This window comes from Bacillus sp. OV166 (genome assembly GCF_900177675.1).
Taxonomy (GTDB): Bacteria; Bacillota; Bacilli; order Bacillales; family Cytobacillaceae; genus Neobacillus.
On the sequence record NZ_FXWM01000001.1, the window covers coordinates 5,872,130 to 5,892,642 of the forward strand.

Annotated in this window: 24 protein-coding genes; 4 read left to right on the forward strand and 20 right to left on the reverse strand. The window is 37.0% G+C overall.

The features are described 5' to 3' along the window. Positions 1–8 precede the first annotated feature (8 nt). From CCK98_RS28845 to CCK98_RS28910, 15 genes are all read right to left on the reverse strand, one after another. Entirely contained in the window at positions 9–800 is a 792-nt protein-coding gene (locus tag CCK98_RS28845; protein WP_088089741.1) for an SDR family oxidoreductase, read from the reverse strand. A 17-nt stretch (positions 801–817) separates the two neighbouring features. Then, on the reverse strand, positions 818–1,732 hold the full coding sequence (locus tag CCK98_RS28850) for a VOC family protein (protein ID WP_088089742.1): 915 nt from the start codon (positions 1,730–1,732) through the stop codon (positions 818–820). A gap of 135 nt (positions 1,733–1,867) precedes the next feature. Beyond that, complete coding sequence (locus tag CCK98_RS28855) at positions 1,868–2,404, reverse strand: cupin domain-containing protein (RefSeq protein WP_088089743.1); 537 nt, start codon at positions 2,402–2,404, stop codon at positions 1,868–1,870. Positions 2,405–2,563: 159 nt separating this feature from the next. Continuing rightward, the gene (locus CCK98_RS28860; RefSeq protein WP_088089744.1) at positions 2,564–3,841 is read right to left on the reverse strand and encodes an MFS transporter; all 1,278 of its coding nucleotides are present in this window, start codon (positions 3,839–3,841) and stop codon (positions 2,564–2,566) included. Between the two features lie 286 nt (positions 3,842–4,127). Continuing rightward, positions 4,128–4,919 (reverse strand): IclR family transcriptional regulator, encoded by a 792-nt coding sequence (locus CCK98_RS28865; RefSeq protein ID WP_088089745.1) that lies wholly within the window; start codon positions 4,917–4,919, stop codon positions 4,128–4,130. 24 nt (positions 4,920–4,943) lie between these two features. Further along, the gene (locus CCK98_RS28870; protein ID WP_256942483.1) at positions 4,944–5,405 is read right to left on the reverse strand and encodes an alpha/beta fold hydrolase; all 462 of its coding nucleotides are present in this window, start codon (positions 5,403–5,405) and stop codon (positions 4,944–4,946) included. Then, positions 5,348–5,506 carry an alpha/beta fold hydrolase gene (locus CCK98_RS36590; RefSeq protein WP_256942484.1) on the reverse strand — a complete coding sequence of 53 codons (159 nt, stop codon included), beginning with the start codon at positions 5,504–5,506 and terminating at the stop codon, positions 5,348–5,350. Before CCK98_RS36590 ends, CCK98_RS28870 begins: the two co-directional genes overlap by 58 nt. A gap of 204 nt (positions 5,507–5,710) precedes the next feature. Then, positions 5,711–5,842, reverse strand: a complete 132-nt coding sequence (locus tag CCK98_RS28875; protein ID WP_088089746.1) for a YjcZ family sporulation protein — start codon at positions 5,840–5,842, stop codon at positions 5,711–5,713. Between the two features lie 144 nt (positions 5,843–5,986). Then, a complete protein-coding gene (locus CCK98_RS28880; RefSeq protein WP_256942485.1) occupies positions 5,987–6,694 on the reverse strand; it encodes a DUF421 domain-containing protein in 708 nt (235 codons plus the stop codon). 248 nt (positions 6,695–6,942) lie between these two features. Then, on the reverse strand, positions 6,943–7,746 hold the full coding sequence (locus CCK98_RS28885; RefSeq protein WP_088089747.1) for a prohibitin family protein: 804 nt from the start codon (positions 7,744–7,746) through the stop codon (positions 6,943–6,945). A gap of 119 nt (positions 7,747–7,865) precedes the next feature. Next, complete coding sequence (locus tag CCK98_RS28890) at positions 7,866–8,921, reverse strand: HupE/UreJ family protein (protein ID WP_256942486.1); 1,056 nt, start codon at positions 8,919–8,921, stop codon at positions 7,866–7,868. A 101-nt stretch (positions 8,922–9,022) separates the two neighbouring features. After that, positions 9,023–10,555: a phosphoesterase gene (locus tag CCK98_RS28895; protein WP_088089749.1), complete on the reverse strand. Its 1,533-nt coding sequence runs from the start codon at positions 10,553–10,555 to the stop codon at positions 9,023–9,025. Positions 10,556–10,746: 191 nt separating this feature from the next. Continuing rightward, positions 10,747–11,478: a ZIP family metal transporter gene (locus tag CCK98_RS28900; RefSeq protein WP_088089750.1), complete on the reverse strand. Its 732-nt coding sequence runs from the start codon at positions 11,476–11,478 to the stop codon at positions 10,747–10,749. Positions 11,479–11,793: 315 nt separating this feature from the next. Then, positions 11,794–12,870: a copper resistance D family protein gene (locus CCK98_RS28905; RefSeq protein WP_088089751.1), complete on the reverse strand. Its 1,077-nt coding sequence runs from the start codon at positions 12,868–12,870 to the stop codon at positions 11,794–11,796. Between the two features lie 2 nt (positions 12,871–12,872). Continuing rightward, positions 12,873–13,418 carry a copper resistance CopC family protein gene (locus tag CCK98_RS28910; RefSeq protein ID WP_088089752.1) on the reverse strand — a complete coding sequence of 182 codons (546 nt, stop codon included), beginning with the start codon at positions 13,416–13,418 and terminating at the stop codon, positions 12,873–12,875. A 380-nt stretch (positions 13,419–13,798) separates the two neighbouring features. Here CCK98_RS28910 and CCK98_RS28915 point away from each other — a divergent pair, with 380 nt between their 5' ends. The 3 genes from CCK98_RS28915 to CCK98_RS28925 are packed head-to-tail and all read left to right on the forward strand — an operon-like array spanning position 13,799 to position 16,187. Further along, the gene (locus CCK98_RS28915; protein WP_088089753.1) at positions 13,799–14,812 is read left to right on the forward strand and encodes a multicopper oxidase domain-containing protein; all 1,014 of its coding nucleotides are present in this window, start codon (positions 13,799–13,801) and stop codon (positions 14,810–14,812) included. 21 nt (positions 14,813–14,833) lie between these two features. Further along, positions 14,834–16,000 carry a ZIP family metal transporter gene (locus CCK98_RS28920; RefSeq protein WP_088090578.1) on the forward strand — a complete coding sequence of 389 codons (1,167 nt, stop codon included), beginning with the start codon at positions 14,834–14,836 and terminating at the stop codon, positions 15,998–16,000. Positions 16,001–16,016: 16 nt separating this feature from the next. Then, complete coding sequence (locus tag CCK98_RS28925; protein WP_088089754.1) at positions 16,017–16,187, forward strand: twin-arginine translocase TatA/TatE family subunit; 171 nt, start codon at positions 16,017–16,019, stop codon at positions 16,185–16,187. A 70-nt stretch (positions 16,188–16,257) separates the two neighbouring features. Here the strand turns inward: CCK98_RS28925 and CCK98_RS28930 are convergent, their stop codons facing one another. From CCK98_RS28930 to CCK98_RS28945, 4 genes are all read right to left on the reverse strand, one after another. Next, a complete protein-coding gene (locus CCK98_RS28930; RefSeq protein ID WP_088089755.1) occupies positions 16,258–16,944 on the reverse strand; it encodes a thioredoxin domain-containing protein in 687 nt (228 codons plus the stop codon). Between the two features lie 48 nt (positions 16,945–16,992). Continuing rightward, positions 16,993–17,397 carry a DoxX family protein gene (locus CCK98_RS28935; RefSeq protein WP_088089756.1) on the reverse strand — a complete coding sequence of 135 codons (405 nt, stop codon included), beginning with the start codon at positions 17,395–17,397 and terminating at the stop codon, positions 16,993–16,995. A gap of 216 nt (positions 17,398–17,613) precedes the next feature. After that, positions 17,614–18,474, reverse strand: a complete 861-nt coding sequence (locus CCK98_RS28940; protein ID WP_088089757.1) for a M56 family metallopeptidase — start codon at positions 18,472–18,474, stop codon at positions 17,614–17,616. A gap of 1 nt (position 18,475) precedes the next feature. Continuing rightward, positions 18,476–18,892, reverse strand: coding sequence for a BlaI/MecI/CopY family transcriptional regulator (locus CCK98_RS28945; RefSeq protein WP_088089758.1), 417 nt, complete (start codon positions 18,890–18,892; stop codon positions 18,476–18,478). A 233-nt stretch (positions 18,893–19,125) separates the two neighbouring features. Between CCK98_RS28945 and CCK98_RS28950 the strand changes: the two genes are divergently transcribed. Beyond that, positions 19,126–19,995, forward strand: coding sequence for a cation diffusion facilitator family transporter (locus tag CCK98_RS28950; protein WP_088089759.1), 870 nt, complete (start codon positions 19,126–19,128; stop codon positions 19,993–19,995). A 92-nt stretch (positions 19,996–20,087) separates the two neighbouring features. On the opposite strand, the gene arsC is transcribed toward CCK98_RS28950, so the two are convergent. Next, positions 20,088–20,507, reverse strand: a complete 420-nt coding sequence (gene arsC, locus CCK98_RS28955; RefSeq protein WP_088089760.1) for an arsenate reductase (thioredoxin) — start codon at positions 20,505–20,507, stop codon at positions 20,088–20,090. Positions 20,508–20,513: the final 6 nt, after the last annotated feature.

The window sequence follows — 20,513 nt, forward strand, 5'->3', positions numbered from 1 at the left end:
ATCAGTAATTAAAGCGCTTTACCCAGCGCTCCAGCTGTTTCAATGGTTGAACCCGCTACATAACTTGCTTTGCTTGATGCTAAAAATAAAATCACACTCGCCACTTCTTCTGCTTCGCCAACTCTCCCTAAAGGGATATTTCGCTTTTTGGCTAAGTCAGAATAATAGTCTTCTGCGTTCATATCTGGGGCATTATTCAATCTTCTTCGCTCCCATTGATCGGTACGAATCAACCCTAAGCTCACTGAGTTGACTAAAATATTATCGGAAGCAAGCTCTTGCGATAGAGTCTTACTTAAATTCAATAATCCGGCTCTTGTTGCCGCCGTCGCAATCATATGTCTTTCCGGCTCTTTCGCTAATGTAGCATTGATATTTATGATGCGGCCGCCGCCATTCTTAACCAAATAAGGATGAACTGCCTTCACCGCATAAATGATGGCAAAGTATTTCAATTGGATTTGCTGCTCCCATTGTTCATCCGTCACATCAAAAAAGTAACCCATGACACTTTGTCCAGCAGCATTCACAAGGATATCAATCCCGCCAAAGTGTGTGGCTGTCCCGATGATAAACGAGTTAACATCATCCTTATTAGTCACGTCACAGGTTGCTGCAAAAATCGAATCGGCTGGTCCAAATTTCAGCAGGTGATCATAGGCTTTTTCTTTCCGCTCGCTATTTCTGCCGCAAACCGCGACGCGGGCACCTTCCTGAAGAAACATTTCTGCCGTCTTTAAGCCAACTCCAGAGGTTCCTCCCATGATGACCGCTACTTTACCCTTTAATCCTAAATCCATCCTGACACCCCTTTTCGTCAAACCAATGCTTTAACATCTACCCAGCCTGGGTCTGGCTCGCCTCCCATTGCTGCCCGTGTTTCCGGTTTTGGAGGGCCGGCAATTCCCCATTGGTCCATTAAATGTGGCACTCGCTTCCAGACACGCGCTCTCCATTCTGACTCATCTTCAATCGTTTCCAAATAACAGGTATACTCCATCACAAACTTCCCTGGATCTTGGAAGTAACAAAAAACATTGTTTCCAGGACCGTGGCGTCCTGGGCCCCAAATCTCTTGATAGCCTGCTTTTCTGACATTACTGATTCCTCGCATCACTTCATCCACCGTATCCACTTCGTAGGCAATATGATTAACGGAGGCGTGAGCATCCTGATTGAAGGCAATCGAGTGGTGTTTCCTGTTACAGCGTAAGAAGGACATTTGGTGCTCACTCCAGTCGGTCACCTTAAACCCTAGTACATTCGTATAAAAATCAGTAATCATATCAAGGTCTTTCGTATTCATGACGACATGGTTCAGTTTGACTGGATCGACATTTTTCTTGTTCCAAATCGAGGTATGGATTTCCACCCAAGCTGATAATTCGATACAGCGATTTTCTGGATCGACAAAACGCAACCCATAACCTTTTCCTTCCTCATCCAAATAACCAGGTGGGGAAACAATCTTCACACCTTTTGAAGCAAGGATTTCTGCCGCTCTGTCGACTGCGTTTTTATCCACCATACCGAACGCAATATGGTGCAGCCCTCTTTTTTCTCCTGCATGCAAGCTTAATATATGGTTTTCTGGGCCGGCCCCGCGAAAGTAAACAGACTGTTCATCTTGAGAAACCTTATCCAAGCCCCATATTTTCTCATAAAATTCAGCTTGTTCCTTGAGAACGGGGGTAATTAAGCTAATATGCCTTAAATGTGTGATTCCTAACATCCTGCTACCTCCATTTTTTCGTTTAAAGTTAACAAGGATGATCCCGCATGAAAATAAGAGGACCATCCCTGTCAACGAACAAATTCTTAAGTTTCAGGGAGTATGTTTGCTGAGAAACATCTGCCTATTGAAAAATTATTTTCCGGTAATAATTGCTTCTCTCTCTTTAGCCCGCTTAAGACGAAGTTCCTCTAATGCGCTACCTTTTGGATAAGTCGGTAAATTCGGCTTAACAGCACCCAGCATAACGAGCATTAATGCCTCTTCATCGCTATCATTGCGCAGTCCGCGATAGACGCCTGGAGGAGAGCTGATACAATCCCTTTCATTTAAGACGATTTCATGGACTTCACTTTCACCCTCTTCTTGGATGAGTGCAGTCACACTGCCTTTTAAGATAAAGAAAACTTCCTCCACATCATCATGTAAATGAAGTGGTCCTTTACACCCTGCTGGTAAAACCATGGTGCTTAATGTGAAGTGTTCTGCAGCAATCACATTTGCATCATTATTAGCAGTGGCACCGCGGCCGATATATCTCATCTGTGCTCTACGATAAGCTGGGTCCACTTCTTCCTGAAACTTCAACACGTTAAAATCTAATGAGCGATCCTTTAACCTCGCCACATATTTTTTCTCAAACGCTTCTACTGAAAACTTTTCCTCAGACATTTACAACACTCCTTCTTGAATATGTTTTATATATAAAACGTTGTTTTCTTTATAAACTAATATTAATTCCAAATACTATAATTGTCAATTATAAATATTGAAAATATTTAATATATCAAACTATGTTTTATATGAGAAACAATATAACCTACTAACATATTATAAAATCACCTGTTGAGGAGGTAGATTCTCAATCTTTAGCTCTGCTGCTTCCCTTTTCAATGTAAATAGATACGCAATGAACCCAAGCGTAGCTGCGATAATCAACATCACAATGGAAGGTCCAAAGTCCCCACCGGCAATATCAACCATCCAACCCATAATATAGCTTGAAAACCCGCCAAGAATGTTAGTAAATCCCATCAACCCGGCAGCACGTCCGGCTGTTTCAGGCGTAGAGAATTTAACCATAAATAAATTACTTAAATGGAATACGCCGCCTTGTGTTCCCATTGCTAAGCCCATGCATACCCCGGCCATAACTGGCTGCGGAGAAAGAATGGCCGCAGTTAAAAATGATGCCGTCAAAAGAAATAGGATCGTCGCAAGTAAACCAGGACGCTTGGTTTTATCCGCTAGAAATCCGCAAATTAATACGAATCCTAAAGCAAACAGCCAAGATAAAGAGGTGATTCCAGTCATAGCCTCCCTTGTGAAACCTTTCGCTCCGACTAAATAAGTAGGCAGCCAAATACTAATACCGAAAAATAAAAATGACGACACTAACATACCGAACCAGACAATCCAATAACGATAGTCTTGAACAAAGCTTTGTTTTTTCGTTGATACTTTAGAATCTGACTGTCGAATATACGCTAATTCCCTTTGATCTAGTCGTGGATGTTCTTCAGGTGTATCGCGAGTAAGGAAGATAAACATAGGAAGAACGATTAAAATATTAAATGCTGCTAAAGCGAAAAAGGCGGCTTGCCAATGGAAGGTGGCAATAACAAGCGTTAAGATAATCGCTCCACTAGCAGGTCCTAAATAGTTTCCTACCAGCCATGAGGATTGTGCCCGCCCAAGTTCACGCTGATTAAACCAGTTTGAGATAAATTTTCCGCAAATCGGAATCATCATCCCCTCACCAATACCAAGAATGACACGGCTCAAGATAAACATCTCGTAGGAAGTAGATAACCCGCCAATAATCATGGTAATAGCCCATACAATCAGACCGAAGATACCTGTCTTCCTTGCTCCAAGCTTGTCAATGATAAATCCCCAAAATATATTGGATAAGGCATAAGCTATGGTAAAGATAAATGTAATCATCCCAATTTTTGCATTCTTATCTGCACCTGTTAATCCCAGATCATTTAAGAAACCTTGATCCGTTTGGATAATTGAAATACCTAATTTATCAATTTGTCCAAAAAACCAAAAAAAGAAAATAGGCATAGCAATATAAATCCAACGTTTATTCGTTCTCAGCATTAAAGAGCCCCCTTTTGATTTTAATCGAGTGAATGCGCTTCCAGAAGATTTAATTATTAAATATATATAATACTTCAAACGCCCAAACGGACTCTTATCACTCCTTTTTTTATTTTTCGCAGCAAGGAATAAGTTTTATATACAAAACATAGTTTCCTGCTAAGTTTATTTTAAAGTTTTGAGAATATTACGTCAACAAAAATCATTAATTTTGTTTCACAAAATAAAATTAGTTTTATATATAAAACTAAACAACAAAAAAAACTTGCGAAAATTCGCAAGCTTTCTAGTTCATTTTTGAGTGGCGGCCCATAAATCCAGATAATATTTCGGAAACTTCCAGCACTTTAGGTAAGGCAATTTTTTCAATAAATTCTTGATTGAAGGTAGCTTCTGTGGCGACCACATTAATCGCTGCCATCACTTGACCCGTTCGCTCAAATATGGGAGCAGCAACCGATTGAATTCCATGATGGAATTCACCCTTGGTAATCGCATATCCCTTTTGCCGAATCGTAGCTAATTCTTGTTGAAAATCCATGTAATCTGTTTGCGTTCTTTCCGTATATGGTTTTAAATTAGAGCCAAATAATATTTGGTTTAATTTTTCTTGGGGTTGATAGGCCAGCTGTACTTTTCCATTAGCGATCGCATGGGCGGGCAGTCTCAAGCCAATATTCACATTAACTGCCGAGACTCCTCGGACTGGCGCACTGCCAACATAGACAACTTCTTGACCATCCAAAATCGATAAATGACAAGATGCCCCAGTTTCATCCCTTAATTTTTCTAAATATGGCTGCGCAATTTCAGGGAGTTTTAAGGTACTTAAATAGGCAAAGCCTAATTCCAACACCTTTGGGGTTAAACTGTAGCGCTTCGTATGTTCATCTTGATAGAGATATCCAAGTGTTTGAAGTGTATACAATAACCGGAACGGAACCGTTCGACTTACATCCAGTTCTTTCGCGATTTCAACCAAGGATAATGTGGGGCGCTCTTCACTAAATAGCTTTAAAATTTCCAATCCTCGCACTAAGGCATTGGCATTATATCGTTCCTTTTCATCTTTTGCCATAAGCATCTCACCATCTCATTGTTATTAATTTTCATATACTACAATCATATCAAAGTTTATGCAAAGAAGGGCAATCTCTGAGGTCAGAAAGTCTAGAACGATTGCATTAAAGTTATTGGGATCTTCTTGATAACATAAATGACCAGTCCTAGGGATGGTAACAAATGTTGAATCCTTTATTGTCTCATGAAAAATCTGCGACTCACTAACTGGTGTTACTCTATCTAATTCTCCGCAAATAACAAGGGTAGGTGTAGTGATCGAAGATAGAATATCCATTTGATTTAAAGAAAAAAGTGAATAGGCGACAGAGCGGAATCCCATCGGTCTGATTTGCGAATAGATTCTTTCTGCCTCTTTCTTTATTTCCAGATCTGGCTGCGGTGAAAGGAGTTCCTTTACGCGAAGCTTCGCCAGTTCTGGCGGCTCTACTGTTTCAATGTTATGTAGACGATATTGGATAATCCCTTTAATTGCTTTTTCCATGATTGAGAGTTGTTCCCCATTCCATGTAAGATAATTAGTGGGGCACCCTCTCCTTCGATTTCATAATGGATCTGTAAATCTTCCACTTGTAAAAAAGGCATATTCTCCCTCCTGTTTGTTTTATAAGTAAAACATTGTTTCATATTTATATAATAAAACAACTGCAGGATAAGTCAACCGAATTTTCAGAAGTTCCTGAAATCTTTATAACGGCTTCAAAATCCCATGGACGATATTAATGAAGTATAGTTTCAACCAAAAAAGCCCTTGTAGGGCTTTTTTAAGTTACGACTAATCGTATTTTCTTAGAAACAGATTGTGGCTCCAACGATGATTAACAAGATAAACAATACAACGATTAAGGCAAATCCGCCCCCGTAGCCGATACCACCGTAGCCATAGCCACAACAACCACCAAATCCACCATATCCAAACATTCTATACCCCTCCTTAGACTTATTCCCTACAATTTATGTTAAGAAATAAGAATCGGAAGGGCTCTTTCCCTAGGATTTTTATAAGAACAAACAAATTTCTATTTCATATAGAATATGTAGGATCCCCAGCCAACTATACTTAATTTAATTATCTCTCCCTGGTTTGTAGTAATATGGATCGCCTTTATGTTCCTTCATTTCATTATTGTCTATAAATAACTTTCCATCTTCTAAAAAAGTTGCTAATAGAACATTCTCTACTTTTTCACCCGATTTTTCGAGCTCGTCAATTAGCCAACCACGGTCTAATTGCAGATATTTTAAATTATGGTAAACAATTTGACCGTCCATGATCAGTGGGATAGGAAGATATTCTCTCTTTACATGTAAATTTAAATCATTAGGTTGAACTGGTCGGTATTCCGACTTGGGGATAACACTAATACTTCCTGTTTCCTCCATCACTGCAATTGCAATGTTTTGAGTATCAGTGTACCCTTGTACTCTTAAATATGACAATAACTCAATTATTGTCATACGCACCTTTTTCAGCCCTTTTCGATCGATATCCCCGTTATGAATTAATACCGTTGGACTTTCATAAAGAATCCATCTTAATTTATTATGTAAGGATAAACGTATAAAGATTTTATATAGAATGACTGTGATTCCAGCATAGGTAATAGCCATTCCCATACTTTTAACCTCTATAGGGGTACTAATGATATTGGTTAGGACAAGAATATACAATAAATCGAAACTGTGCATTTGAGCTACAGCTTTTTTTCCAGTCAGCCTTAAAAACAAATATCCTACCACAAAAACCAAAAATGCATGGTAAATTGCTTCCAAATTTGCATCTCTCCTTATAAATCCTATCAAACGCCGTAACGGAACTAAAGTTATCTATAGTATTAGAAGTTTTATTCCTGTCTAAACCTCTTAAGGATGGTTGCAATACATATCGCTATCTCCGATTTCGTCTCGGACACTTTGGAAACGGTAATTCACCATAGAAAAAGAGAGGCCCATTGCCTCTCCTTTATCACCGTATATTGTTGAAGTATAATCAGCATGGTTTGCGTGAGACATATCCCAGCTTATTTTTTTGAAAGTCCCTCCACATCAACAAATGGAGTGGCTCCGCCTGTTACACTTGGCAAGCGGCCATCCCATTTTTCTAAAGCCTTTTCTTGGACTTCAATTTGCTTTAATTGGATTAATTCCGCCGTTACCTCTTGTTTTTTCAATCGTAAGGCTTCAGCCTCTGCACCAGCTTGAGCAATTTTCTGCTCGGCCTCGATTTTGATTCTTTCGAGATCTCTTTTTGCACGTAACGCATTTTGTTCCGCGGTTTGTTTCGATTCAATTGCTTTATTGAATTCTTCACTAAAAGCAAATTCTTTGATATTGATATCTTCAAGAATCATATAATATTTAGTTAATTTACTTGCGAGCATATCTTTCACTTTTGCGGATACTTCCGGTCGTTTGGAAATTAATTCTTCCGCTGTGTACTGGGCGGTGATTGCCTTTAGTGATTCGGCAATTGCTGGGTCAACGATGCGGGTACGATAATCCAAGCCGATTTCTTGATAGAGCTTATTCACCGCATCTGGATCAGCAGAATAGTTTACGGCCACCATGGCGGTGACCATTTGCAGATCCTTTGAGGCAGCTGTTTGCGAACTTTCTTCTTTTTGGACCCGGACTTCAATGGGTTGAACGGTTTGAATAAACGGAATCTTAAAATGAAATCCTTCCGTTAAAATCGTCGGTTTAACGGCCCCTAATTGTAACAGAACTCCTCTATATCCAGAATCAACGGATGTACTCGAAAAAAAGCCAACCACGATAATAACCAGCGCAATGATTCCGCTTACTATAGATTTCGTATAGTACATTTTGATCCCCCCTTTAAGATAACCTTATGAAAATAGTTCCAGATTTATACAGAGGGGCAAGCAAAGAACTATTGAAATGTTAGCCGCGATTAATTATTTTATAATTTTCTATCCATCATTTAAAAAGCTCTTTCAATGAACCATACTAGTCCAAATGCTAATATAGCTACTGAGGTTCCAGGGATGACCCATTTAATTGGTTTTAAGGTTAATTTCTTGATCCACAAAATTAGCGGATATGCTAAGGAAACGATTATTAATTGACCTATTTCAATTCCTAAATTAAAGGATACAAGGGACGTAACCATATGGTTTGTGTCTAATCTCATTTCCGCTAAGATTCCTGCAAAACCGAATCCATGGATTAATCCAAAACCAAAAGCAAGCCATGGCTGGTGTTTTGAGTCCTTATTAAAAATATTAATGAGTGCAACGTAAATAATGCTTAATGCGATAGCAGACTCTACAAATCTACTTGGTAGATGAATGATATCGAAAGTTGCCAATGCTAATGTGATACTATGGGCAATCGTAAAGGCTGTTACTAAGGATAAAATGTGACGAATTGTTTTTGCCCCAAAAAGCAAACTAATAACAAACAGGATATGATCATAACCTGTGAAAATATGTTCTAATCCAAGAACTAAAAACTGTTTCGCATTCTGTAAGAAACTTACTTCTCCAATCTCTAATTCTCTTGATTCGAATGTAAGAATTTTTTCTTGCTGTTTCCCATCCATTTTAATGGTGGCAAAGTTCGCATGGCTTGGGTCAGAATCATCCAAAAACATATTATATTGGACTACTAGTTTTTCTGGTTTATGCTCGGTTTTATACGCCAAGTTAATAACCGCAAAAGGACGCTCCTTTATCATCTCTACATCTGTTTTTACCACGCTACCTTCAATCAGTTCGCTGTCTGTATAAAGTTTTATATGGGAATTAATATATTGCTGCACAACCTTGTGGTCAATTAACTGCTTTTGATCCGTTTCCTTATTCAGTGCATGCCCTAGTTCTTCCAAATCGAGCTTCAATTCATAATCCAATGATTTCTCTTTGACTTCAATGGTGGAAAAACCTTCACTATTATTGGTATGAGCAGATGCCGAGGGAGGAAGGAAAGAACTTAATGAAAGAAAGATGAGCAAAATAGGGAACCATAACTTTTTCACTATATCCACGTCCATTTCTATGTTTTTTCAATGTTGTCTCACCAAGATAATGGAAAGACGAGGAGTTTTTATGCCCCTCGTCAAGTTTCCATTTGTCCTAATTATTTACTAGTGTTGATGAAAATTGGATTTGAGTAGAACCAAAGATCAGTCCATGGGTTCTCGCCTTTTGGATCTGCTACTGGTTCTAATTGGTCTGTATTCGTGCCACGCAAGCGAATATAGCTATCATTATCCACATCCTTTAATGTATAGGAAATGGTGATATATTCACCGTCTTGTTTCCAGTCACTTTCCGTGAAACGTTTCACGACTTTTGTTGAAGGATTAGCAGCAGTTGAACGGTCTTCCACTTTTCCCTTTACAACACCCATAATTAAGTCTACACGTTTTACATTTGGCTTATCGCCATGAGAGTTCGCAGCATTTGGATCTTTCAGGCGAATCGTTACCGTTACATCGCTAGATTTCTTCCCTGGAAGAGTTAGAGTTTCACCAAATGATGCTGTATTTCCTTTCGCCTCAGCATGCATTGGAGTTTTGCCTACAGCTTGTGCTTTAGCATCTAGTTCTGAGATAAGGTCACCAGTTGTAACGAATACATGACCATTACGAAGGTTTTCCATTATATCTTTGTAGTTTTTCTCTGCTTTTACGTAAGTTTTCGAATACTCACCAGGCCAGAAGTCGCTGCCTCCATCACGCCAGTTGACGTGTGAGTCAGAAGTAGAAGTTACCCACCAATGTCTTCCTTCACCTAGCATTGAATCCCAAAAGCCTCCAACTTTAGCCGTCATTTGATCGAATCCGCCCATTGTCGGATAATTTCCGTATCCACCACGAGTACCACTAGGATCGATAGACCCATCTGGATTGATCGCACCCGCTTGATGGCCTGGAGCACCCTCCATACCTACAGAAACATTCGGTGCTGTATCATTCCAATTACGGAATTCCTGTGGTGTATCCTGCCCCCACTTTGCATCCCCGCTTGCAGAACGAGAAGGATGGTTGGCAAAAAGAACAGGTTGTTCTTCTAGTCCTTTCATATAGTTAAGAGCATCTATCATGTTAGACTCAGTATTTCTGCTGCCATCATTCGGATATGGTTCACGAGTATTAAACTTGCTTTCAATGTCATAAAGTGTTTGCGATTCATTCTCCCCATTTGGAATAATTAATGAACTATGATCGGCAGATGGTGTATCGAACTCCATTCCGTAGAATTGAAGAACTTCAGGTACTGCTTGACGAGATTTCAATAATTCAGGATATGCTTGTTCTAAATTCACTTTAGAATGGTTCGGACCGCCGTGATCCGTTGTGACCATCCAATCAAGTCCGTACTTTCTGGCATTTGTCGCATTTTTTACAGTTGGATAAATGGCATCTCCACCTCGAATTGCCGTTGGAGGGTTTGTAGAATTGTCCCAGCCTACACTCCACTCGCTATGTATATGGTGATCACCTGCAAGCCAAGTAGCGTCTTTCTTTTTCACATCTTCTTTTGAGAATGCTTGTGCTTCCGCTTTTTGATTACCACCCTGATTAAATAAGGTTTGGGTTGTAAAAGCAGTGGTTGCGAGAACAGTCGTTGCGATTAAAGGAATAGCCTTCTTAAAACGAGATTTCATGTTTACTTGCCCCCTTTTATATTATTCAACAGTTATAATAGTAATTTAGTTGTGTTGTAGGGAGATGGATATTCAGTAAATTTATTGTAAATTTTGATAACATTTCTTTTATCTCGATACCACATAAAGAGCCCTGGGAGTGCGGCATAAAAATTACTCCTTTTAGATTTACCTAAACATCAGGTAGTCTTTCAAAGACCAATTAATCTTAGGAAATAATGAATACCAATCATCCCCAAAAGAACGACGAAAGCTACTTTTCCTTTCGGCAGGTTTTTCGATTTCTTCCACAGCAGTTCATAAAATGTAACGTAACCCATGGTTCCAATTGTCATTCCCATCATGACAGTGTTCCATTTTAATGAATCCCATCTCATATTTAGTCCCATAAAGATATTCAGGCCAATCACTATCGATAGTGTTGAGCAAAAAATTGTAAACAATCCATTTTTCATTTTTGTAATTGGTATTAATGACATAAGAATCATACCTTCGGGGATATGGTGGAGAATAAAAGCTGCCAAAAGTCCAAAGTTTATCAGTTGACCCTGTTGGAGGCTAATTCCAAACGTGACCCCCGTAGGGATGCTATGTATGATTAATGCTATAAATAAAAGATAAAGCGTCTCTTGATCACCTTGATAAAGATAAGATTTATTATGTAAGAAAACTTCCATTGTTATCATGATAAAGATACCGATTGATATGCCCGTAAAAATACCGATGGTTTGATAATGGCTGAATACTTCAGGAAGTAAATCAAATGCAAACATGCCTGTTAACATTCCTCCGCAAAGGATTTGTAAGTAAAAAGAGTTCTTATTTAAGAAATGAATCATAAGTCGAATGGAGGATCCACCCAAAAACATAGCACCAAAAATAAGCAAGGTTACCAAACTGCTTAACCTTATTTCTTCAATCATAAAGATCCTCCCTATACAATCCGTTTTTGCTTAAAAAATTTTTCTTACTAACATATGATATTTAGCTGTATTTTAGGCTTAAAAGCAACAAATGATTGGGACAATCTCCTAGTTAGTCGGTTAACATTTAGAAATGATATTATCTTGGGTTATTTGTTGGACGTTTAAGCACGTACTTTCTAAAGGCAACAAAAAAGCAGCCAATAATATGGCTACCATCTTTTATATATTCCTGTATTAAATTATTCTTGTAATTTATGATTTGATTTTTGTTATTATCCAGCAATTTTTGAAGCGATTTTTACGTTTTAAAATTTAAATGGACAAAGAGAACATCAAACCCATATATAAAACAATGATAAAAGTCACACCAAGTGCTACTGCTAATATAGGTCTTTTCTGTTTAAAACTGAACAAAATCATTAACAAAAATAGCATTGAAAGAATAACTAACAATAGCGATTGGAATGAAGGTGCTAAATGCACTTGTAAGGTTGAAAGGATATTTTTCCCCCATAACCATTCCACCCACTTCGATGCACCCTCCGACTTCACGGTAAATTCAACTTCATGTGGTGGGGATAACGTTCCCATCACAGCCGTGAAATAAAAAACGAATAAAAGAATCACGCTTTCCCCTCTTATCCATGGTCTAGGATTGAAGGATGAAATCTTTAATGATTTTCTTGAAAGTACACCATTTATAAAGGCAAAAACTAAAACAGGGATTATACTAATATGCTTTAAAAGCAGCATTTGTCCATAAGGCAAAACCCAAGCCTTTACATAGTCCTTTGGTTCAACCAAAAATAACATCAGATAGATACCACTTAAAAGAATGATGATTAAACATAAAACTGCAAATGGAGTAAACCACCTTAAAAATTTAGACCAATTTGTCTCCTCTTTTGAGAACCAGGCAACATTAATCAGTATGCCTGTCCATAATGTAACTAATAAAAAATGAATGCTGTGAGATAATAACCCAGCCCAAAATGACAGTGAAGCAACATGACTTGAATACCCAACAGTTAGTATCATTAACAATAATAATAATGATTGTATATATTTTGAGCCATTTAGCAAAATCGTTAAATATAAACATGTGGCTATTAAACCTATTAAGATCCAAGCTCTGCCCACTTGAAAGTCTAACAAAACAGATTTCGTTGCTAGTGCAAGACCTATACCATCCTGAAAATAGGAAACGGTTTGAATAATGGGTCCTAACGAAAAGATAATCAGTCCAAGTGTAGAAAGCAGTAAAACTGGTTTCGGAATATTTATTTTGGGCTTATTGGCTTCTGGTACAAATTGTAACGCCACATGTCCAACAAGGATGGAATACAATAAATAACTTCCGAATTCTGTAATAGGAATTACGAACCCCATTCTTAACGCTTCCTTCTAAATAACAGGAATAGACCGATGATAAAAATTACGAGTACCACTACAATAATAATTGGGTTCAAATTAGATGTCTTATCCGTCGATTCACTATTAGTTTTTTCCTGTTTGGTATTCTCTTTTTTAGGTTCTTCTTTTTTGGGAGTAACTGGCTGTTTTGTTTCAGCTTTTGGTTCCTCCTTAACTTCTTTTTGTACAGTGAATGGAATTTCACCTGTTATGGGGTGACCGTCCTCACCAGCAATACTCCATTTAATCGTATAGGAGCCATTTTCTATCGGTGTTGATAATGTACCTATTAATTGATTTTCTTTTGGTGTAACACTTACTAAGGGTCCTTCTTGCCCATCTTTTACCAAAGTCATGGTGCTTAAGGATTCAATCTTACCTTCATATGTAAGAACGATTTCTTTTAGATCCTCTTTAACTATTTGATTTGCAGCAGGATTGGATGAAGTTAATTCTGTATGTGCACTTGCGATTGTTGGAATCATCACCAACATACTAATTAGTAAGAAAAGTAATTTTTTCATCTTGTATTTCCTTTCTTCATAGCCACTATTTTTCTATACATTCTTTTCATCATAACATTTGTTTCTTGTATTAATTTGTATTGATTTTCAACAATTTTGTGAACATCATAAAAATCCAATCCTATATCCGTACCGAGAAATTTAAGAATTGGACAAAGGCTTCACATATATCATCGTGTTTCAAAAAAATTTACCCTCATCATTCAAATATCTATTTGATTATTAGTATATAAAAAGGTATTCCAATGGTCAAACAATTATTTGAATGTTTTAATAAAAACTTATATTTGGTTATTGACAATAAGTTTGTCTTTGTCATAGAGTATTGGCAAGGACAAATAAATTTGCACGAAGGAAACTTTTTAAGAGGAGGTCAAAGAATGGCGGAAAATAAAATTTCTAGACGAGATATTTTAAAAATGGGAACTACTGGAGCACTAGGGATTGCAGGCAGTATTTATTTAAATAAAGTGGCACCCTTTTCAGATGTAGTTCATGCAGAGAATCATGCTTCCAATCACAATAGTCATTCTGCAAATCACACCAATAAGTATGATTCTTCAAAAACAGAGGGTTATAAGATGGCTAAACGTCTTTTAACCGAATTTGATTATGGAAAAGCAACAAAACTTTCAGACGGTCGGACTTTACGTGAATATGAAGTTGTAGCGATTGACAAGGAAATTGAAATTGCAAATGGTATTAAGTTTCCAGGCTGGACTTATAATGGAACCATTCCAGGTCCAACATTCCGCTGTACCGAAGGCGATCTTCTACGATTTCATTTTACAAACAGTGGGAGTCATCCACATTCTATTCATTTTCATGGGATTCACCCACCAGACATGGATGGATTAGATCCTATCGATCCAGGTCAATCATTTACGTATGAATTTGAAGCAAATCCATATGGATTACAACTTTATCATTGCCATGTTCTACCGCTACGACGACATATTCATAAAGGGTTATACGGTAATTTTATTATAGATCCAAAAACTCCAAGGGAACCTGCACTAGAATTAAATATGGTCATGAATGCTTTTGATTTAGATTTAGACGGTGCAAACGAATTTTATACGGTGAATGGGTACGCTTTTGCCTTTATGAATCATCCAATTAAAATCAAGAAGGATGAACTTGTCCGCATCTATTTAAGCAATTTAACCGAGTTTGACTTACTAAACTCCTTCCATTTACACGCAAATTATTTTACCTATATTCCGACTGGTAGAAACGACAATCCGACTCAATTTACTGATACCATCATGCAATGCCAAGGGGAACGTGGAATCATTGAAGTTCGCTTTCCGTACAAGGGGAAATATATGTTTCACGCTCATGTTAGTGAGTTTGCAGAACTTGGCTGGATGGGATTCTTTGAGGTTGAATAGAAGGGAGTGATCATCATGTTTATGAAATCAAAGTGGTTAATTTCAGGTCTTATTCCACTTGTTCTGTTACTGCTTGTATTGGGGTGGGTATTTAAAAATGGGGCTGGAGTGGAACGAGATCCTGCTGCTCCAATAGAGGTTCTAAATGTTGAACAGATTAAAATTGTACCTTCAGGATTTGAGCTGGATGTCAGTAATACTGGCCCAGAGACATTGACCATATCTCAAGTGATTGTGGATGATTCTGTATGGAATTTTTCAATAACTCCTGATTCAACACTTAAACGATTTGAAGATGGAAAGGTGACGATTAAGTATCCATGGGTAGAAGGTGATCCTCATACAATTCTATTAATATCTGAAAATGGGATAATAACAGAAGCTGTTATTGATGCAGCCACCTTAACTCCTGAATTTTCATGGGATAATCTGTTGAACTACGGATTTATTGGCTTCTATGTAGGAATTGTTCCCATTACATTAGGATTACTATGGTTTCCATTTATGAAACGTTTGAAAAAAAGCTGGATTAATGCCATTCTTGCTCTCACAGTTGGCCTCCTGCTATTCTTATTTTTTGGTACGTTATTTGATGGATTTGAAATAGGAGCAGAAGCACCGTCAGTATTCCAAGGCAACATGGTTGTGATTATATGTACAGTTCTTTCATTTCTTTTACTGGTTGGATTTGATCAATATCAAAACCAAAGACAAAAACGAACGGGTTATTCTCCACTGGGAATTTCATTATTGATGGCAACAGGAATTGGTCTTCATAATTTTGGTGAAGGATTGGCTATAGGCTCATCATTTGCACTGGGTGAAGCTGCATTGGGTACATTTTTAGTAATCGGATTTACTCTGCATAATATTACTGAAGGGATTGGGATTGCTGCACCATTACTGAAGAGTAAGCCAAAGATTACCCAATTTGTGTTATTAGGCACGATTGCAGGTGCCCCTGCGATATTGGGAACTTGGTTCGGAGGGTTTATTTTTTCACCAATTTGGGGTGCAGTATTTTTAGGTGTTGGTGCAGGTGCCATTTTACAGGTAATATTCGTTATTTCCAAAATGCTGATGGAAGAACACAAAAAGAATAATGAACCAGTTGTATCATGGATGAATTTTACTGGATTTACGCTTGGAATATTAATCATGTATTTTACGGCTTTTTTCGTAAAATAATCTGGAGGAATTTGAAATGGCTAATATAGGAATTGGTGGTGCATTATTGATATTTGTGATTGCCTTAATTGTTTTTGGGCCGAAAAAACTCCCAGAGCTCGGTCGTGCCGTAGGATCTACACTTAGAGAATTTAAACAGTCAACAAAGGGCATAATGGATGATGACCACGATAAAGAGAAGAAATAAATTTACGAGGTGGCTCATCGATTAAGACGATGTACCACCTTTTTTGATGTATTACTTTTTATTCTAGAAATTACTCTTCCTTTGCTGCTTCGTTTACTCGCTTCTTGAAATCGTCATAGGTGTTCCCTTCAAATTTCACACCATTAATAAAAATCGAAGGGGTACTTGTAATACTTAACTTATTAGCTGCACTCATATCTTTTTCCCATGCCTCTTTTGATTGGTCATTTTTAAAGGCATTAACCACTCTTTTCACCTCTGCTTCAGAGACAATTTCGCTTAAAGTGTCCTTAAGAAAAGAATCTGAATATATATCCATTTGCTCTGCTTCAGTATCATCAGGCTGTTTTTCATATAATAGTTCATGGAACTTCCAAAACTTTTCATTTCCCAGTTCCTTAAAGACGTTTTCTGCAAATTTTGCAGAACGAGTAGAATCCACATTGATAAACGAATAATTCATGAAATAAAACGAAGCTTTTCCTGTATCGTTAAAATCCTTTTCGATATTCGGGAGAAGTGTGTCATTAAAATTTTTACAATAAGGACATTTATAATCACCAAATTCAACTATTTTTACTGGGGCAGACTTCTCTCCTAAAAATGGTTGTCCCTCATAGTCTATTGCTTCTTTTTTAGCCGTATTTGATAAAAAAATTATACCGACTAGACAAACAGCTATTAAACCAATCACCCAGAATATAAATTTAGATGATTGATTTTTCGATTTTTTTGTTTTTTTGTTTCCTGAAAACATCTATTCACCCTCTATTTAAACTTTTAATCTCTCTATGAATTTACATCTTTATTGTGGTTTTTTAGAGAACAATTTTGAATCAAGAGAAAGAGCAGAAGTTGAATTTAGGAATATATATACTGCCATGACCGCAAAGGCAAGATCCAATTCAAACCCCGCACCTTGTCCATTTCCCATGAAACCTGCTGCCAATTTTACTTTCCAAATGGCTCCAATCATAATGAATACAAAGAGAGCTGCGATATATCGTATTCCAAATCCAATTGTTAACAACAGACCCCCTACTAATTCAATAATGGCGACTATGTACCCAACAAAACCTGGAATTCCTAAACTATCAAACCAACCTATAGTATTTTCAATCCCATTTTGAAACTTTGAAACACCATGAATAAAGAATGATAACCCTAAAAATAACCTTAGAATTAGTGTCCCGACTTCTGATTTTTTCAATTTACTTTCTCCTTTCAAAATCTAAATGTCTTTAATTCCACACTACAAATCGTAGTGTTAAAAGGTAACATATTCTCCCTTTTACATGAAATAACTTAATTAACACTACCTATTGTAGTGTAAACTGTTGTAAATGGTCAAGAGATAATAATTTTCTACAACTTAATCTATTAACCAATCAATAAATAAAGGATTGGACTTTACCTCCAATCCTTGTTAGGCAATAACTAATAGGAATAATATTAAAATAAATACATTTAAAGAGATAACGATTGATCGTGTCTGAACTTTAACGGGAATAGATTGTTGCGGATTAATCAATTGTTGAAGCCTGTAATCGACTGTAGTATCCGCAAAATGCACAATTGCTGGAGTAAGATTTGAATTAACTGTTAGCTGCTTCTTCTTAATTAGCTTTAATAAAGCACTTCCTAATCCAAGTTCTGATCCCATCCGATTAATAGCATATTCATCTGCAACTAGTTCAATCATAATCCGATAATTCTGATAGGACCATCTCGTAAGAGGGATATACCATATAGATTCTGAAATGATTTGTAAAATAAAAACCTTAACTCCATCATAATACCTTTGATGGGAAGTCTCGTGGTAGATGACTGCTTCTAATTCCTTTGAATCTAACATTTCAGTTAATGTAGTAGAAAGGACAATTACAGGTTTAAAAAAACCAAATGTAAATGCCAAAGGCTCTTTATAATCGATAACAACTATATCATCATTATTTCTATTAAAAGTTTGATTCAATTGTTTGGATTTATCGTTATTAATAAGTAGTTGGATTTTATTTTGAAATGAACTTAATAGCAAGATTTGCTGAACGATTTTTTTACAAATGATGAAAACGGTATAAAAAATATAAGCATTCACAATTAGTAAGATTGCATAATGGGCAAATGTGCCTTTCTCAAATAGGCTAACGCAAAAATTAAAGATATTAAATAGCTCTAATGGGCCAAATAGAATATTTAATAGGTACATAGCTATTTGAACAAACAAAATGATCGCAAAGAAAAGGGCTAAACCTAAAACGGCAATTGATTTATGTTTCCAGGCCATTTTACTTTCTGCCCTTTTTTAATTGTTCAATTTTTTGTTCCAGTTTCTGAAGTAATCGATCATCAACTTCATTTAATGAATCCAGCAAATGATTTACAACTAATCCCCCAAATTCGTCCAAAAGGTTATCCGTTAGTTTTTTAGATTGGTCGCTAATAAAATCCTCTTTGCTCTTTACAGGTTTAAAGAGAGATGTTCTCCCTTCCAATCTTTTGGTAAGTATGTTTTTATCTACAAGACGGTTCATAACCGTCATAACCGTATTAAAGTTTATCGGTTTTTCATTTTCTAATTTTTGTTGAACGTCCTTTATACTCTTTTCATTGCCTTCCCAAAGAATGTCCATTATTTTAGACTCAAGCGGACCGAAAAAACGATTAAGTCCTTCTTGGTCAAAACGAAAATTATTGATTGTCATATAGCAGCCTCCCATCCATTACATATTGTAGTGTAATATTTTATCTTTTTCAATTATTAATGGTTAATTAAAAAACTACCCTTCCTTCCTAAAACAATACTCCGAATAGTTGCCCGAGTGAAACTATTTTTCATTGCCATTACTTAGTTTGAAGGAAGACAAAAGGTTTCTCTAGACCCACTAGATACTTTTATTCCATAATAGTTAAGGATGAAATAGTGGGGGATAGAAGCATGAATGAACAAGGATATTTGGATCTGAAAAGAGGAGAGCGAGGAGCGATAATAAGCATTATTGCTTACATATGCTTATCTTCATTAAAATTAGCAGTAGGTTTAATAGCTAACTCTGAAGCACTAAAAGCGGATGGTCTAAATAATGCAACAGATATAATTGCATCAATTGCTGTACTGATTGGTCTTAAATTATCACAACGTCCAGCTGATGATGACCATCCATATGGGCACTGGAAATCTGAAACAGTTGCCTCAATGGTCGCTTCATTTATTATGATGGTTGTTGGAATACAAGTAACATATGAAGCGATTACTAGTATATTTAATGGAAAAAATGAATCTCCAGATTTGTTATCGGCCTGGACAGGACTCTTTTGTGCTTTGGTTATGTATTTTGTTTATCGTTATAATAAAAAATTATCAAGGGAGATCAATAGCCAATCTGTTATGGCCGCAGCAAAGGATAACCTTTCAGATGCATGGGTCAGTGTAGGTACATTTATTGGTATCGTTGGTGCCCAGTTCAATCTTCCTTGGCTCGATCCAATTACTGCTATAATTGTTGGATTACTCATCTGTAAGACAGGTTGGGAGATTTTTAGAGATGCTTCCCATTATTTGACCGATGGATTTGACGAAAAACAAATAGAAACATATAAAGAAACAATCATTGATTGTTATGGTGTAAAAGGGGTTAAAGACATCAAAGCTCGGAATTACGGGAATAACGTAGTTGTTGACATTGTGATTCTGGTCAATTCCGATTTAGATATTCGCGGGGCCCATGATATTGCAACCAAGGTTGAAAATGAATTAATAAAAGAACATAATGTCTATGATGTTCATGTCCACGTTGAACCTAATTAAATTAAATGTAGAAAAGAATTTGAATATAAGTAATCGCTTATATAAGCAGTGTAAGGAAGGCCAAGAGTCAAGATACTCTTGGCTGATTTTTCTTACTCGCCAGTTTCACCAAAACGCTTAATGCGATCTCCGATTTCATCACGGACACGTTGGAAGAATGCCCATTTTTCTTCGTCAGTCCCTTGAGCTTTAGCTGGGTCATCAAATCCCCAATGAACTCGTTTTACTTTTGGTGGTGTGATTGGACACTTATCAGCAGCATCACCACATAATGTAACAACTAAATCAGCATTGTTTAAATACTCAGGATCGATAATATCAGAGGTATGATTTGAAATATCGATTCCAGTTTCTTTCATCGCTTTTACAGCATTGGGGTTCAATCCGTGTGCTTCAATCCCTGCACTGCGTACTTCCCACTCATCACCTAAATGTTTTTTAGCCCAACCTTCTGCCATTTGGCTTCGGCAAGAGTTACCTGTACATAAGAAGTAAAGTTTCTTTTTAGACATGATGTA